This window comes from Sphingomonas kaistensis (genome assembly GCF_011927725.1).
GTDB lineage: Bacteria > Pseudomonadota > Alphaproteobacteria > Sphingomonadales > Sphingomonadaceae > Sphingomicrobium > Sphingomicrobium kaistense.
The window spans coordinates 2,716,501-2,732,079 of record NZ_JAATJC010000001.1 but is presented as its reverse complement, the minus strand read 5'-3'; the positions used below and the strand labels follow the sequence as shown (position 1 = coordinate 2,732,079).

General features: G+C 67.1%; 17 protein-coding genes. 9 read left to right on the top strand and 8 right to left on the bottom strand.

The annotated features are described in order from the left end of the window. Positions 1-7 precede the first annotated feature (7 nt). Positions 8-2,317, bottom strand: a complete 2,310-nt coding sequence (locus tag GGQ97_RS13505; protein WP_168070357.1) for a transketolase — start codon at positions 2,315-2,317, stop codon at positions 8-10. A gap of 19 nt (positions 2,318-2,336) precedes the next feature. Continuing rightward, positions 2,337-2,771 (bottom strand): winged helix-turn-helix transcriptional regulator, encoded by a 435-nt coding sequence (locus tag GGQ97_RS13500; protein WP_342448542.1) that lies wholly within the window; start codon positions 2,769-2,771, stop codon positions 2,337-2,339. Between the two features lie 90 nt (positions 2,772-2,861). On the opposite strand from GGQ97_RS13500, the gene GGQ97_RS13495 reads away from it, so the two are divergent. After that, positions 2,862-3,425: an FMN-dependent NADH-azoreductase gene (locus GGQ97_RS13495; protein WP_168070355.1), complete on the top strand. Its 564-nt coding sequence runs from the start codon at positions 2,862-2,864 to the stop codon at positions 3,423-3,425. A 49-nt stretch (positions 3,426-3,474) separates the two neighbouring features. Here GGQ97_RS13495 and GGQ97_RS13490 read toward each other — a convergent pair whose 3' ends face one another. From GGQ97_RS13490 to GGQ97_RS13475, 4 genes are all read right to left on the bottom strand, one after another. After that, positions 3,475-3,975 (bottom strand): nuclear transport factor 2 family protein, encoded by a 501-nt coding sequence (locus GGQ97_RS13490; RefSeq protein WP_168070354.1) that lies wholly within the window; start codon positions 3,973-3,975, stop codon positions 3,475-3,477. A gap of 134 nt (positions 3,976-4,109) precedes the next feature. Next, a complete protein-coding gene (locus GGQ97_RS13485) occupies positions 4,110-5,402 on the bottom strand; it encodes a dihydrolipoamide acetyltransferase family protein (protein WP_168070352.1) in 1,293 nt (430 codons plus the stop codon). Next, positions 5,402-6,415, bottom strand: coding sequence for an alpha-ketoacid dehydrogenase subunit beta (locus GGQ97_RS13480; RefSeq protein ID WP_168070350.1), 1,014 nt, complete (start codon positions 6,413-6,415; stop codon positions 5,402-5,404). Before GGQ97_RS13480 ends, GGQ97_RS13485 begins: the two co-directional genes overlap by 1 nt. Then, complete coding sequence (locus GGQ97_RS13475; RefSeq protein WP_168070349.1) at positions 6,415-7,704, bottom strand: thiamine pyrophosphate-dependent enzyme; 1,290 nt, start codon at positions 7,702-7,704, stop codon at positions 6,415-6,417. The genes GGQ97_RS13480 and GGQ97_RS13475 overlap by 1 nt, the downstream gene beginning before the upstream one ends. A gap of 105 nt (positions 7,705-7,809) precedes the next feature. Between GGQ97_RS13475 and GGQ97_RS13470 the strand changes: the two genes are divergently transcribed. After that, positions 7,810-8,094 carry a DUF3297 family protein gene (locus GGQ97_RS13470; protein ID WP_168071081.1) on the top strand — a complete coding sequence of 95 codons (285 nt, stop codon included), beginning with the start codon at positions 7,810-7,812 and terminating at the stop codon, positions 8,092-8,094. Between the two features lie 95 nt (positions 8,095-8,189). Here the strand turns inward: GGQ97_RS13470 and GGQ97_RS13465 are convergent, their stop codons facing one another. Next, entirely contained in the window at positions 8,190-8,441 is a 252-nt protein-coding gene (locus GGQ97_RS13465) for a hypothetical protein (protein WP_168067060.1), read from the bottom strand. 242 nt (positions 8,442-8,683) lie between these two features. On the opposite strand from GGQ97_RS13465, the gene GGQ97_RS14605 reads away from it, so the two are divergent. The 4 genes from GGQ97_RS14605 to GGQ97_RS13450 are packed head-to-tail and all read left to right on the top strand — an operon-like array spanning position 8,684 to position 9,649. Next, positions 8,684-8,812 carry a hypothetical protein gene (locus GGQ97_RS14605; protein WP_257794173.1) on the top strand — a complete coding sequence of 43 codons (129 nt, stop codon included), beginning with the start codon at positions 8,684-8,686 and terminating at the stop codon, positions 8,810-8,812. After that, a complete protein-coding gene (locus GGQ97_RS13460) occupies positions 8,805-8,969 on the top strand; it encodes a hypothetical protein (RefSeq protein ID WP_168070347.1) in 165 nt (54 codons plus the stop codon). Before GGQ97_RS14605 ends, GGQ97_RS13460 begins: the two co-directional genes overlap by 8 nt. 42 nt (positions 8,970-9,011) lie before the next feature. After that, entirely contained in the window at positions 9,012-9,398 is a 387-nt protein-coding gene (locus tag GGQ97_RS13455; protein WP_168070345.1) for a PspC domain-containing protein, read from the top strand. Next, positions 9,398-9,649 carry a hypothetical protein gene (locus GGQ97_RS13450; RefSeq protein WP_168070343.1) on the top strand — a complete coding sequence of 84 codons (252 nt, stop codon included), beginning with the start codon at positions 9,398-9,400 and terminating at the stop codon, positions 9,647-9,649. Before GGQ97_RS13455 ends, GGQ97_RS13450 begins: the two co-directional genes overlap by 1 nt. A gap of 65 nt (positions 9,650-9,714) precedes the next feature. Here the strand turns inward: GGQ97_RS13450 and GGQ97_RS13445 are convergent, their stop codons facing one another. Beyond that, positions 9,715-11,796: a TonB-dependent receptor gene (locus tag GGQ97_RS13445; protein ID WP_168070341.1), complete on the bottom strand. Its 2,082-nt coding sequence runs from the start codon at positions 11,794-11,796 to the stop codon at positions 9,715-9,717. Positions 11,797-11,926: 130 nt separating this feature from the next. On the opposite strand from GGQ97_RS13445, the gene GGQ97_RS13440 reads away from it, so the two are divergent. The 3 genes from GGQ97_RS13440 (at position 11,927) to GGQ97_RS13430 (ending at position 15,551) form a co-directional block, all read left to right on the top strand. Continuing rightward, positions 11,927-13,129 (top strand): threonine synthase, encoded by a 1,203-nt coding sequence (locus GGQ97_RS13440; RefSeq protein ID WP_168070339.1) that lies wholly within the window; start codon positions 11,927-11,929, stop codon positions 13,127-13,129. A 242-nt stretch (positions 13,130-13,371) separates the two neighbouring features. After that, positions 13,372-13,680, top strand: a complete 309-nt coding sequence (locus GGQ97_RS13435; RefSeq protein ID WP_168070337.1) for a PspC domain-containing protein — start codon at positions 13,372-13,374, stop codon at positions 13,678-13,680. A 110-nt stretch (positions 13,681-13,790) separates the two neighbouring features. After that, positions 13,791-15,551 (top strand): M20/M25/M40 family metallo-hydrolase, encoded by a 1,761-nt coding sequence (locus GGQ97_RS13430; protein ID WP_168070335.1) that lies wholly within the window; start codon positions 13,791-13,793, stop codon positions 15,549-15,551. Positions 15,552-15,579: the final 28 nt, after the last annotated feature.

Here is a 15,579-nt window from a genome sequence, read left to right as displayed (position 1 = left end):
CCTCGCTTCAGCCGATGAGAAGCCCCGCCATCGCCTCGGTGATCGCCTCCCCGTCGAGGCGATATTCGCCATAGAGGTCGGGGAGGTTACCGGTCTGGCCGAAGCGGTCGACGCCGAGCGGGGCGACACGGTGGCCGAGGACGGCGCCGAGCCACGACAGCGAGGCGGGAGCGGCGTCGCACAGGGTGACAAGACGGGCGGTCGGCGACAGGCGGGAAAGCAAGGTGGCGGCGTGACTCGGCTGGCGTTCGCCGCGCCATTCGGCCGCCTGCGCCGCGCTCCATCCGCGATGGAGGAGGTTGGGGCTGGTGACGCTGAGGAGGCCGAGGCCGGGCACGTCGTCCTTGAGCGCGTCGAAGGCGGCGAGGGCTTCGGGCATGACCGCGCCCATGGCGACGATGGCGGCCTCGCCACCGGCGCCGGGCTCACGCAGCCAATAGCCGCCGGCGAGGGCATCGGGCTTCCAGTCGTCGGAGGCGCGGGGTTCCTGCTGGATGCTGCGGGTTGAGAGGCGAAGGTAGGTGGATTCGCCCGCCGGCTCGTCGATCAGGCGGAAGGCTTCGCGCATGAAGAGGGCGAGTTCGTCGGCGAAGGCGGGCTCGTAGTGGCGCAAGCCAGGCTGGCCGAGCGCGATCAGCGGCGGGTTGATCGACTGATGCGCGCCGCCTTCGGGCCCGAGGGTCAGGCCCGAGGGGGTGGCGACCAGCAGGAAGCGGGCGTCCTGGTAGCAGCCGTAATTGAGGCTATCGAGGCCGCGGGCGATGAACGGATCGTAGAGGGTGCCGATGGGCACGAGGCGGTGACCGAACAGGTCGCCCGACAGGCCGGCGGCGGCGAGCATCAGGAACAGATTGGATTCGGCGATTCCGAGCTCGACATGCTGGCCGGCGTCCTTCGCCGCCCACTTCTGCGCGGACGGGATCTTGGCTTCGGCGAACACGTCGCGGATGTCCCGGCGGTGGAACAGGCCGCGATTGTTCACGAACGCGCCGAGGTTGGTGGACACCGTGACGTCGGGCGAGGTGGTCAGGATCCGGTCGGCCAGCGGATCGCCCGACTTGGCGAGGTCGAGCAGGATGCGGCCGAACGCGGCCTGAGTGCTCTGCTCCTCGCCGGTAGGGGTGGGAAGTTCAGGGACCGCCCAACTGGTGAAATTGCGCGGCTCCTTCTGGCGGCGAATTTTGGTCGCATCGACCAGTGCCTCGACGCCCGAACGAGCATTGCCGCCGAGTCCGGCGAGCGGTTCCCACTCCTCGCCCGCGGCAATGCCGAGCGAGTCGCGGAAGGCAGCGAACTGGGTCGGGTTCATCAGTCCGGCGTGATTGTCCTTGTGACCGGCGAACGGCAGGCCGAACCCCTTGATGGTGTAGGCGATGAACAAGGTCGGCTGATCGTCGCCATTGCGGCGGAAGGCTTCGGTCAGGGTCTCGAGGCAATGGCCGCCGAGATTGGTCATCAGCCTGCCGAGCGCTTCGTCATCGAGGCCGGCGACAAGCTTCAGCGTCTCGGCTTCAGCCGCGAGATCGGCTTGCAGGCGGGTGCGCCACGCAGCGCCGCCGCCGTAGGTGAGAGCGGCATAATCGACATTGGGGCAGCGATCGATCCAGGTCCGCAGTGCCTCGCCGCCGGGTCTTGCAAACAGGTCGCGCTGGAGGCGGCCATATTTCAGCGTCTCCACCCGCCAGCCGCAGGTGGCGAAGATGTCATCGAAACGCTCGAACATGCGGTCGGCACTGGTCGCGTCGAGGCTCTGGCGGTTGTAGTCGACGATCCACCACAGGTTGCGGACGTCGTGCTTGTGGCCCTCGATCAGGGCTTCGTAGATATTGCCCTCGTCGAGCTCGGCATCGCCCATCAAGGCGACGAACCGGCCGCGCTGGTCGTCGCCAAGCGCGCCGCGGGCGGACAGCCAGTCCTGAACCAGGCTGGCGAACAGGGTGATGGCGACTCCGAGGCCGACCGAACCGGTGGAGAAGTCGACCGGGATGCGGTCCTTGGTCCGGCTCGGATAGCTCTGCGCACCGCCGAAACCGCGGAAGTTCTCCAGCGTGGCGCGGTCCTGCGATCCGAGCAGGTAATGGATGGCGTGGAGCACCGGGCCAGCGTGAGGCTTCACCGCGACCCGGTCATTGGGCCCAAGCGCATCGAAGTAGAGCGCCGCCATGATCGCCGTCATCGACGCGCTCGACGCCTGGTGCCCGCCAACCTTCAGCCCGTCCGCGCTGTCACGGACGTGATTGGCGTGGTGGATGATGTTGGCGGCGAGAAAACGAAGGCGTTCTTCGAGGATGCCGAGGGCGGCGAGATCGGTGCTCATGCACCGGCGGTTAGCGCCCTCAGGCCGTCATGGCGAGGTGGTTCGAGACCCCGATCCTTGCCGGCTCGGCGGGCGCGTTGGCGTCGTCGAACCGTTCCTGCGCCGCGCGGATGCAGGCGATGTGCGCGATGGCCCAGCTGCCGAGCGCCTCGACCGGCTCGATCAGGCTGACGCCCAGCTCGGTCAGCGCATAGGTCACGCGGGGCGGGACCGTCGGCTCGACCGTCCGGCTGACGAGTCCATCGCGCTCGAGCCCTCGCAGGGTGAGCGTCAGCATGCGCTGGCTGATCCCGTCGATCTCACGCTTCAGTTCGTTGAAGCGGTGCGGAGCGCGGGCGAGGATCATTACGATCAGCACCGACCATTTGTCGCCGATGCGATTGAGTACTGGCGTCACGTTGCGGCAGCCCGCTGCGCGCAGACCGTTTTCTTCCATCGTTCCAGTATCATGCATGTGCCCTGATACCCTCCATGTGCGTTCTTGGAATGATCCGAAGACCAGTTACCTATGGTGTCCAGGTAATCATTTGTGACTGGAGATACAATGTCAGGGAACACCATCCTTCGGGTCGATAGCTCGATCACCGGCGAGAACAGCGTCAGCCGGCAGATCACGACCCGCATCGTCGAGCAGCAGCTTGCCGCCCGTCCGGACGCGCAGGTCATCGATCGCGACCTGGTCGCCGATCCGATCGCCCACCTCACGCTCGACCAGTTCGCCGACGCGAGCGTGCTCGACGAATTCCTCGCCGCCGACACGGTGGTGGTGGGGGCGCCGATGTATAATTTCACGCTGCCCAGCCAGTTGAAGGCGTGGATCGACCGTCTGGCGGTGAACGGCCGCACGTTCCGCTACACCGCCGAGGGCAAGCCTGAGGGGTTGGCCGGGCCGAAGCGGGTGATCATCGCCCTGTCGCGCGGCGGTTACTACGGGACCGAGCAGGGAAATGCCGATTTCGAGCATCTCGAAAGCTATCTGAAGGCGTTCTTCGGCTTCATCGGCATCGTGCCCGAATTCGTCCGCGCCGACGGCATCAACCTTGGGCCCGAGGTGAAGGCCAAGTCGGTCGAACAGGCCCTGCGCGACGTCGATCTGCTGGCAGCATAGTCGGTAAGCGACGGCCTCCCGCCCGGGCGTGGAGGCCGTCGCTGCGTGCCTATTTGGCCTTTCCGCACTTGCCCTGCTTGGAGGTGTAAGCGGTCGGTGACGGCGCCGAGTAGGTCCAGCCGGCGATCTTCCAGCTGCCGGCAGCCTGGGTCATGACGAAGGTCATGTGGCCTTCGCCCGCCTTGGGTATCCCGGCTTCGGTCATGCAATAGGTGGTCGGCAGGACCACGTAGGCGCGTTCGCCGAAGCTCGATGCCTGGGTTTGGCGGCCGTGGAGCACGCGCCCATTCTCGATCTTTCGAGCCGCGGCATCCTTGGCGTAATCGTCGAGCCAGCGCTTCACCGAACCCTCGCCGCTCCACAGATAGGGCGCGAATTCGTCGGTGATCACCGCGTCGGCGGTGTGCGCGTCGATAAAGGCCTGCACGTCACCGGCATTGAACTTGTCGAGTGTGGTGGCGATGGCCTTGGCCGCCTCGTCGGCCGGAGCCGCTGCAGCGGCGCTGCCGGTAGCGGCGAGCAACGAGGTAAAAGCGATCAACTTGAGCATGGTGTGACCCCCTGGTTGAGCCGGGAAGCGCACAGGCAGGCGCGCTGGCGAAGCGCGGAGGCAGGGGATGGTGCGGCGGGAGCAGGGCGGGGTCAAGCCGCCGCCACCACTCCCGCAGACTGGCTGATCCGGCGTCAGGCGAGCAGGCGCAGCGGGTTTTCGATCAGGGGCTTGAGGCTTGCAAGGAAGCTCGCCGCGTCCCAGCCGTCGACCACGCGGTGATCGCAGGAGAGCGAGAGGTTCATCCGCTTGCGGATTTCAAGCTCGCCGTTCACCGGCACCACTTTTTCCTCGACCTTGTTGACCGCGATCGTGGCGACTTGGGGAGGAGAGATGACGGGGGTGGAGACGACCCCGCCCATCGGCCCCAAAGAGCTGATGGTGAAGGTCGGGTTGCTGAGCTCCTCCCGGGTAGCCTTGCCGGTCTTGGCGGCGTCCGACAGGCGGGCAACCTCGGTAGCAAGCTGCCAGATCGACAGTCGCTCGGCATTGCGGATCACCGGGACCATCAGGCCGTTCGGGGTCTGCGCGGCCATGCCCATGTGGACGCTACCGTGACGGGTGATGACGTTCGCCTCGTCGTCATAGGTGGCGTTGATCATCGAGAAGTCGGCGAGCGCCTTGTTCAGCGCGGTGATCAGGAACGGCAGCAGCGTCAGCTTGGGGTTCGAGCCGCGATCGCGGTTCATCATCGCGCGGGTTTCCTCCAGCGCGGTGACGTCATATTCCTCGACCAGCGCGAAGTGCGGGATGCGGCGCTTGGCCGCCTGCATGTTCTCCGCGATCTTCCGGCGCAGGCCGACGACCTTGATCTGCTCGTCCGCACGAAGGGCAGTGCCGCGGCCCGAAACCTGACCGCCGTTGTACAGCAGGTAGGCGTCGAGGTCGGCGTGGCGGATGTGCTCGCCCTGGTGCTTCACCTGGCCGAGATCGATGCCAAGGTCGCGGGCCCGGGCGCGAACGGCCGGGGTGGTCAGAACCTGGGTCTTGTGGGTGTCCGTAGTCGCGACCGCCGGGACGGGATCGGGCTGCGGCTGGGGAGCCGGTGCGGCGGGCGCGGGCGCGGGCTCGTCCGCTACGTCGAGCGTCGGATTGGCTTCTTCCTGCGCCTGCGTCGGTACCGCGGCGCCGTCGGCGAGAGGGACTTCCTCGACCTCGGCCGGAGCGGCTGCGGCAGTGTCGGCGCCTTCGGTTTCGATCTCGACCAGCACCGAGCCGATCGCGATCTGGTCGCCGACCTCGCCGGCAAGCTTGCGAACCACGCCGGCGACGGGCGATTCCATTTCCACGGTCGCCTTGTCCGTCATCATGTCGGCAAGCTGCTGGTCTTCCTCGACCCGGTCGCCGACCTTGATGTGCCAGGCGACGATCTCGGCCTCGGCAATGCCTTCGCCGATGTCGGGGAGCTTGAAGAGGTAGGTCGCCATTAGTCTGCCATGACCTTTTCTAGGGCTTGTTTCATGCGGATCGGGCCGGGGAAATAGATCCATTCGTAGGCGTGGGGGTAGGGCGTGTCCCAGCCGGTCACGCGCCCGACCGGCGCTTCGAGATGGTAGAAGCAGCGTTCCTGGATCAGGGTCGCAAGCTCGGACCCGAAACCGCTGGTCTTGGTCGCTTCCTGCACCACCAGCGCCCGGCCGGTCTTCTTCACGCTTTCCTCGATCGTCGCGATGTCGAGCGGCACCAGCGTGCGCAGGTCGATCACCTCGGCGTCGATGCCATTCTCCTCCACTGCGGCAAGCGCGACGTGGACCATGGTGCCATAGGCGATGACCGTGAGGTCGTTGCCCGGGCGGACGATCCGCGCCTTGCCAAGCGGCACGGTGTAATGGCCGTCGGGCACCTCGCTGTCAGGGTGCCTGGCCCACGGCGTGACCGGGCGATCGTGGTGGCCGTCGAACGGGCCGTTGTAGATGCGCTTGGGCTCGAAGAAGAGGACGGGGTCCGGATCCTCGATCGCGGCGATCAGCAGGCCCTTGGCATCGTAAGGGGTCGAGGGAATGACCACCTTCAGGCCGGCGACGTGGGTGAACAGCGCTTCGGGCGACTGGCTGTGGGTCTGGCCGCCGAAGATGCCGCCGCCGTAGGGGGAACGGATGACCATCGGCATGGTCCACTCGCCGGCGGTGCGGTAGCGCATCCGGGCGACCTCGGAGACGATCTGGTCGTAGCCGGGGTAGATGTAGTCGGCGAACTGGATCTCGACGACCGGCCTCAGGCCATAGGCAGCCATGCCGACCGCCGCACCGATGATCCCGCCCTCGCTGATCGGCGCGTCGAAGCAGCGGGTCTTGCCGAATTGCTCTTGAAGCCCGGCAGTGGCGCGGAACACGCCGCCGAAATAGCCGACGTCCTCGCCGAACACGACGACGTCGGGATCGGCCGCCATGGTCACGCGGTGGGCGTCGTTGATCGCCTCGATCATGTTCTTGTTGGGCATCAGCTGGCGTCCCGGCCGAGATAGATGCGGGCCTCGCCCAGCGCGGCATCGCGCTGTTCGGCGAGGTGCCACGGGGTGTCGGAATAGACGTCTTCGAACATCGAGCCGATGCGGTCGAACCCCTGGCCTGGGAGGATGCCCATGGCTTCGGCCTGCTTCTGAGCGGCGCGGACATTCTTGTCGGCGTCGGCGACGAGGGCGGCGTGGCGCTCGTCGTCCCATTCACCAAGGCCGACGAGATGCGCCTTCAGGCGCTCGACCGGATCGCCAAGGGGCCATTGCTGCGCCTCGCCGGCCGGGCGGTAGCCGGTCGGATCGTCCGAGGTGCTGTGACCCTCGGCGCGGTAGGTGAAGAACTCGATCAGCGTCGGTCCGGCGTTTGCGCGGGCGCGCTCGGACGCCCACTGCACCGCGGCGTAGACGGCGAGCGCGTCATTGCCATCGACGCGCAGGCCCGCGACGCCATAGCCGACCGCACGCGCGGCGAAGGTCGCCTGCTCGGCCCCGGCGATCCCGGAGAAACTGGAGATCGCCCACTGGTTGTTGACCACCGCAAGGATCACCGGCGCCTGGTAGACGGCGGCAAAGGTGAGGGCGGAGTGGAAATCGCCTTCGGCCGTCGCGCCTTCGCCGATCCAGCCCATCGCGATCCGGCTGTCGCCCTTGATCGCCGACGCCATCGCCCAGCCCACGGCCTGCGGATATTGGGTGCCGAGGTTGCCCGAGATCGAGAAGAAGCCGTGCGGCTTGTCCGAATACATGATCGGCAGCTGGCGGCCGTGGAGCTTGTCGCCGGCGTTGGAATAGATCTGGCACATCATGTCGACCAGCGGATAGCCGCGCGCCACCAGCAGGCCCTGCTGGCGATATGTCGGAAAGCACATGTCGTCCCGGTCAAGAGCATTGGCGGCGGCGACGGCGATCGCCTCCTCGCCAGTGCACTTCATGTAGAAGCTGGTCTTCCCCTGCCGCTGGGCGCGGTACATGCGGTCGTCGAACACGCGCACGGTGACCATGTCCGACAGCATCTTGCGCAGGATGTCGGGCGACAGCCGCGGATCCCACGGGCCGACCGCACGACCGTCCTCGTCCAGCACGCGGACAAGGTGGTTGACCAGCGGGTGACTTTCGGACGCCGGGGCGCTGCTGTCGGGACGCGGGGCGCTTCCGGCAGCGGGCACACGGACGGCGGAGAAGTCGGGCGTGTCGCCGGGCCGGTAGGACGGTTCGGGCACGTGCAGCGCAAGGCGCGGGGCGTTGCGGCGCGTCGGGGATACGGGCTCACTCATCGGCCGCAGCGCTTAGGACGGAGGGTGGCCGCGTGGCAATCCTGCACTGCGGCATGGCGGTTGACTTGAGGGCTGGGCCAAGGGCAGGGCAGTTCCATGTCCGAGATCACCGACACCCCGCCCGACCGCCTCAGCCTCGATCCGCGCAGCCCTTACTTCAAGGAAGAGCTACTGCGCCGCGGAGTCGGCATCCGCTTCAACAATGTCGAGAAGACCAACGTCGAGGAATATTCGGTGTCGGAGGGCTGGATCAAGGTCGCCGCCGGCAAGAGCCGCGACCGGTTCGGCCAGCCGATGACGATCAAGCTCAAGGGCACGGTCGAGCCTTATTACGAGCGCGCCGCCGAGGGCGATTCCGAAGCGTCGGACGAGGGCGCTGACGACAAGTAAGTTGTCATCGGGGGACCTCCCGCCTTCCTTTCCTGCACAGAAAAAGCGCCGCCCGGCACAAAGCCAGGCGGCGCTTTTTCATTGGTGCGATCAGCTCAGAGGCTGTTGGTACGGGCCGCGCGCTGCGACGGCGTGGCGCTCGCCGGATAGCTCGGGTTGGTCTTGCGCTGACGATTCCAGTCGATGAGCTTCTTGGCGCCATAGCCAACGGCGAGCGCGGTCCCGAGCGGGCCGAGGCCGCGTGAAGCGATGCGGGCTGCAGCGGCGCCGAGGACAGCGCCCTTCACTCCGTCGTGACGGCCTGCAATGCGGTTGCCGATGAAGGCGCCGGCGATCTTGCCCAGCATGATGTAACCCTTTCCTGTGTGTAATGATCTCAGTTGTTTCGAGAGACGCGCGAAGGGTCGGCGGGTTCCAGCGGCAGCAGTTGGGACGGCGCACCAACCGGCGTGGGAAAAGTCACCACCAGCCCTGCGAAAATCATCCCCAGTGCACAAGCAATGGCGGAAAACAGGGTTTGGCACACTTGCTGCAACATGAATGGCATGACCGGTTTCGGACCGGCCAACCAGATCCAAGGAGCCAGATCATGAACATCAAGACCACTCTCTTCTCCGCCGTCGCCGCCCTGCTGGTCAGTGGCCTTGCCGTCGGATCCGCCATCGCCCCGGCGAGCGTCGCTGTCGCCGCCCCGGTGAAGATCGCCTTCTATGCTTGAGCCGGTCGTCACCAAGGCCGGTGCCCGGTTCGAATATCTCGGACCGATCGGCACTGCCGCCCAGGCCGAACTCGGACCGGTCGGCCAGGTGCTCGACACCGTCGACATCTGGCTCGCCGGAACGCTGCAAAGCCTGTTCAACCTGATCAAGCGCTAGAAGCCTGATCGTTCCGCTTTCCCTCCCGTGAGGACCACGACCATGAATCGCCCCGCCTTCAGCCTCGATCGCCGCGACCGCAAGCTCATCGGCGTCTGCGCCGGCATCGGCCGCTCGCTGAACATCGACCCGACCTTTGTCCGCGTCGCCTTTGTCGCGGTGCCGCTGCTGACCTTTGTCACCTTCTGGCAGGCGCTGCTGGCCTATTTCGTCTGCGGGCTGGTCGGAGCGGCCGCGATGAGCAAGCTCAAGGGTCGGCGCAGCGAGTATGAGCGGATGGGCGAGGCGCCGCGCGCCAGCGTCAAGGACCTGCGCGAGAAGCTCGACACCACCGACCGCCGGATGATGGCGATCGACCATCACATCAACAACAGCGAAAGCGATGCGCTTGCCCGTGAGATCGAGGCGCTTCGCTCGGAGAAGGCATGATGACCGACCTGTCCCTGATCGCACTGACCGGAGCGCTGGTCCTAGCCGGACTGCTGGTCGCCGGAATGTTCGCCTCCCGCGCCTGGTCCGGCTGGCTCGAGGTCCGCAAGCTGGAACTGGCGACTGGCCGACCCCAGGCCGACGAACCGGTCGCCCCCGCCGGAGCCTCAGGCACCGACCGGATCGAGCTGGCAGACCTCAAGGCCCGCATCCGCAAGCTCGAAGCCATTGCCAGCGGGATCGACCTGTAAGGCGACCGTGGCGACGGAAAAGGGGCTCGGCATCACCGCGATGCCGAGCCCCTTTTTCGTGCCGTCTAGAATGCCAGTCGCGCGGAGAGCCGGAGGTCGCGGCCGGCGATCGGGGCGTAGTCCTTGAGCAGGCTGGTGTGGCGCCGCGCCTCGACATCGAACAGGTTGTTGGCCTGCAGCCCAAGCGTCAGCTGCGGACGTTCCCGCAGTGGGCGCCAATTCACCGAAGCGTTAAGCAGGGTGAAGCCTTTGGTTTCGGTTTCGACCGGCGCGTTGCGGTTCTGGGCGAAGCTGTGCTCGACTTCGAGGCGGCCATCGATCGCGCCGGCCTTGCCCTCGAACCCGCCGAGCAGGCGCAGCGGAGGGATTTGCGGGGCGGGCCCGAAGCCCTTCACGGTCGCCCGGACATAATCGGCCTGCGCATCGGCCGCGAGCTCCACGCCGCCAAACGTGCCGAGCCGGGCGCGGCCTTCCAGTTCGAACCCGGTGAAGCGCGCATCGCTCTGGCGGTAGAAGTAGACCGGGAGGTCGTCTTCGACCTGGTCGGTCGGCTGGAGGTAGATGAAGTCGGTGAAGCGGGTGTGATAGATGTTCGCGCCGAATGTCAGCGGGCCCGAAGAGCGGCGCAGGCTGGCTTCCAGCGACAGGCTGCGTTCCTTGCCGAAGCCGGGGTTGCCGATTTCGAAGGCCTGGGTGCCGGCATGCGGGCCGTTGGCGAACAGTTCGTCGGTCGACGGCGCACGCTCCGAATAGGAGAGATTGAGGCCGGCGCGAATGGCGGGGGCCACCGCGACGCTGCCGCCGACCGAGCCGGCGAGGCTGGTGAAGGTGCGCTTCAGCGCCGGGTTGCCGAGGTCGGAATCGGCCTCGGCGGTCAGACGGCTGCGCTCGACCCTGGCGCCGACTTCGAGGCGAACCGGGCCGGTTTCGTAATTCTGCAGCGTGAAGAGGCCGAGCTGCTTCTGCTGATTGGCAGGCAGATACTTCTCCTCGCCAACCACGTTCACGCGGCGGTCGAGATACTGGACACCGAAGCCGCCGCCCCAGCCGTTCACGGTACGCTGCACGGCCTCGATCCGGCCTTCCTCGCCGCGGCTGCGGAAGGTGGTGCCGATCTCGCCCGTGTCCTCGAGCTCGTCGTGGCGATAGCGGACCGCTCCGCCGCGAACCTTGATTTGGTCGAGGAAGCCGCCGACGGGGATTTCGGCACGGACGTCGTAGCGGGTCTGCTTCTGGTCGAGGCGAACCTCCTCCGCCTCCGCATCGGGATCGAGCGAATAGCGGACCGGGGCGCCGTAGAGATTGTCAAAGCGCGCAATCGACGCGCCGACGTTGAAGCCGCCGTCGATGTAGGCGATGCCGCCTGCGACCTCCGACGACCTAGCGGCGGAATTGGGGAGGTCGCCCTTGAGGGTGGCGAGATCGCGGATCTCGGCATCCGGATTTGCCGCTGCCTCGGCCCGGAGCGCCGGCGAAAGGATGTAGCCGCCGGTGCGGACGTCGTTGCTCCTGAACAGGCTGCCGTCGGCATGAAGCACGATATTCTGGCCGACCGGAACGTCGATGCGGGCATTGGCCGAGCGCTCGTCGGCGGCGCTGCCGAGGGTGCCGAGCGCGTCGATATGTAGCGGGCTCTCCGGCATGGAGCGCGGAATGCGGCTGTCGATGACATTGACCACACCGCCGATCGCCGAACTTCCGAACAGCAGTGCCGCAGGACCGCGCAAGACCTCGATCCGATCGGCGGTCAGCGGGTTGATCGCCACCGCGTGATCGACGCTAGAGGTCGACACGTCGAGGCTGCCGATGCCGTCGGTCAGCACGCGCACGCGCTCACCGCCGAGGCCGCGCAGGATCGGGCGCGAGGCATTGGGGCCGAAGCTGGTCGCCGACACGCCCGGCTGGCGGATCAGGGTTTCGCCGATGGTCGAACGGAGGTCGCGCTGAAGCTCCTCGCCCGACACCACGCTGATCCCGCCAAGCACGTCCTCCCGGTTGCGGCGGATACCGGTGACGACGATGTCCTGGTTCTGCTGGGCGTCATGGTCACTGTTGCGCGGCGCAGGCTGGGCGGCGGTTTCGGCCGACATCAGGACCGTCGGGGAGGTGGTGGCGGCAAGGAGGACGGCCAACGGCAATTCGAACATGGGCAAGGTTAATCCGGCTGGGAAAATCTGCGGCCCAGTTAGAGTGAATGATACAACATCGCAAGAGGAGCATGGCCGTTGGTCGCTGGACGGGGTCGTCTTGTCGAGCGGGTTGGGCTAGGCCCCGGCGATGTTCGTCACCCACCTCGAATGCTCGCTGACCGGCGAAAATTATGCCGCCGGCGAAATCCACAATCTCAGCCGCGCGGGACGCCCATTGCTGGTGCGCTACGACCTCGAGCGGGTCGGCCAGGCGCTGAGCCGCGAGACGCTGGCGGCGCGTGCGCCGGGGATGTGGAAGTGGCGCGAGCTGCTGCCGCTGCCCGCGGGCGCCGAGCCGGTCAGCCTGGGCGAGATCGAGACGCCGCTGCTCCCTCTCACCCGTCTGTCGAGCAAGGCCGGCGTGCGGTCGCTGATGGTCAAGGACGAGGGACGGCTGCCGACCGGATCGTTCAAGGCGCGCGGGCTTGCGATGGCGGTCAGCATGGCCAGGCACTTCGGGACGCAGGCGATGGCGCTTCCGACCAACGGTAATGCCGGCGCGGCGCTGGCGGCCTATGCCGCGGCGGCGGGGATCGAGGCGACGGTGATCTGTCCGGAGGAAACCCCGCCGATCAACATCGCCGAAGCCGAGGCCTATGGCGCGCGCGTGCTGGTCGCCGACGGCCAGATCGACGAGTGCGGTCGGCTGGTCGGCGAAGGTGCCGCGGCGGGGCGCTGGTTCGACGTCTCGACCCTCAAGGAGCCGTATCGCGCCGAGGGCAAGAAGGTGATGGGGCTGGAGCTTGCCGAGCAATATGGCTGGCAGCTTCCGGACGTCATCTTCTATCCCACCGGCGGCGGCACCGGCCTGATCGGGATGTGGAAGGCTTTCGCCGAAATGGAAGCCGCGGGACTCATCGGCCCCGAGCGGCCGCGGATGGTGGCGGTGCAGGCGACCGGTTGCGCACCGATGGTGCGGGCGTGGGAGCAGGGTGACGAATTCGCCGAACGGTGGGAGCAGCCGGCGACCATCGCCACCGGGATCCGGGTGCCCAAGGCGGTCGGGGACTTCCTGATTCTGCGCGCGGTGCGAGAAAGCGGCGGGTTCGCGATCGCGGTCGAGGAAGCGCAGATCGCCGCCGAGCTTGCGGCAGCGGCGCGGGACGACGGGATGCTTCTCTGCCCCGAAGGCGCCGCGGTGCTTGCCGGATGGCGCGCCGCGCTGGAGCGCGGGCTGGTCGGGCGCGACGAGCGGGTGCTGCTGTTCAATTGCGCGGCGGGCAACAAATATCCGCTGGAGCCGACCGCGCCGCACATCCGGCTGGCCGACAGCCATGGGGCCAGCGTCTAGCCGTTGATCCTCGCCTGCAGCCCGTCGGTAGAATGAGCGTGTCGCCGGTCCGGCCGATACCGCCTTTGGGCGATCGCACCTTCACAATTTGGTGCATTATCCCAATCTAAGAGAAGAACGAACGAACGGCGAGGCTGCACAGCGCAGCCAACCATCGGAAAAGCAAGCAAAAGCCTCGGGTGGCACGGTGTGTGCATCCCTGATGTCGAGCGTCGCTTCGCCGACCGCCTTGGAGAGACATGATGAGCCTGATTCCGAGCCGCGATTATTTCACCAACAATGTTGCCCTGCGCAACGACACCATTCTTGGTGTGTGCGAGGCGCTTGGCCACGATCTCGGCTTCAACCCTAATTTCCTGCGCATCCCGCTTGGCGCGGGGATCATCTTCGCGCCGCTGGCGATGGTCGGCATCTACCTCGCGCTGGGCGCGATGGTGTTCGTCAGCCGCACTTTCTTCCCGGATCGCGTGCAGCAGGTCGCCGAGCCGGCCGGCGAAGCGAATGAAGCGGCGGCGGCCAACGAGCAGGTCGAACTGGCCCGCGCGGCCTGAGCCCGCAATAAGCGAGGATCGGATCGCCCCGGCGGTGATCCGATCTCCCCCTAGCCCCGCGACGAACAAACCCCCAGAAGGCCCCTCGTAAACGGGTGCTGGAGGTTTTGATGCTGCGGATCGTTCGCGTGGGTGCGGTGATGACTGGCCTGACGCTGCTTGGCGGCTGCCAGTCGGTCGAGCCGGCTTCGAGCATCGCCATTGCTCCACCCCAGCCGGCAGCTGCCAGTGCGGAGGCGGATAAGGCGCCGGGCATCAGCATGGAGCGGATGTCGGAGATCACCCGCGTGCTTGCCTCCGACGCGTTCGAAGGCCGCTCGATGGGAACGCCGGGAGAAGCCAGGACCACCGCCTATCTGATCGAGCAGTTCAAGGCGGCGGGGCTCGAACCCGGCGGTCAGGACGGCGGCTGGACGCAGGCCGTGCCGATGATCCGGACCAAGCTGCAATCGCCGCAACTTGCCCTCCAGCAAGGCTCGACCCGGACGCCGCTGAGCTTTCCGGGCGACATCTACCTCAGCACCGTGCGCGACACGCAGGCAGCCGAAATCGCCGGCGCGCCGATCGTCTTCGTCGGTTACGGCACCTCCGCGCCCGAGCGTGGATGGGACGACTTCAAGGGCGTCGACCTCAAGGGCAAGGTCGCGCTGTTCCTTGTCAACGACCCCGATTTCGAGGCCGCTTCCGGCGAGCCGGTCGCCGGCAAGTTCGGCGGCAAGACGATGACCTATTATGGCCGCTGGACCTACAAGTTCGAGGAAGCGGCGCGGCGCGGCGCGATCGGCGCGATCATCGTCCACGAAACCGAAGGCGCAGGATATGGCTGGAACGTCGTCCAGAGCGCGGGCGGCGAGAATTTCAACATCGTCCTGCCGAGGGGCGCGACGCAACCGGTCCTGCTGCAGGGCTGGATGCAGCAGGCCGCCGCCGAGGCCATGCTGAAGCGCGCCGGCTATGACTATGCCACGCTGAAGCGGCAGGCCCGCAGCACCGCCTTCCGGCCGATCGACCTCAAGGCGAGGTTCGTCGCGAAGGCGGGGGTGGAGCTCGAGCGGATCCAGAGCCAGAACGTCATCGGCAAGCTGACCGGAAGCCGCTTCCCCGACGAAACCGTCAGCTACAGCGGACACTGGGACGCCTACGGCCTCGGGGCGCCCGACACGCAGGGTCGGACGGTGCGGCCGGGCGCCGCCGACGATGCCCTCGGGCTGGCGGCGATGATCGAGATCGCGCGCCGCTTCGCCGGCGGCAAGCGGCCCGAACGAAGCCTCGTCTTCGCTGCGTGGACGGCCGAGGAACGGGGCCTGCTGGGATCGGAATATTACGCCCAGAACCCGCTCTATCCGCATGAGAAGATGGTCGCGAACCTGACCCTCGACACCCTGCAATGGGCCGGACCGACCCGCGATACGGTGCTGATCGGGCAGGGACAGAGCGAGATGGAGCGCTATCTCGAGGAAGGCGCGCGGGCGCAGGGGCGGACGGTGACGCCCGAAAGCAAGCCCGAGCGCGGCCTGTTCTATCGCGCCGATCACTTCACCCTCGCCAAGCGCGGCGTGCCGGTGCTGCTGAGCATGGCGCTGGCCGGTGCTTACGACCTCCAGGAAGGCGGCCGGCCGGCGGGCGAGCGTTGGCTCGAGGAGTTCACCGGCAAATGCTATCACCAGACCTGCGACGCCTGGGCGCCGACCTGGGACCTGCGCGGGGCGTTGCAGGAGGCCGACCTCTATTACGCGATCGGCGAGCGGCTTGCGAACGGCCGGGACTGGCCGCGCTGGAACCGGGGGTCGGAATTCTGGAAAGTACGCGAGGACAGCGCCGGCATGCGCGGCCAGACGCCGGTGCCGCAGGGTGCCGGCGAGCGGGGCTAGATGCCGCGGCAGTCGCCGGGATGACTGG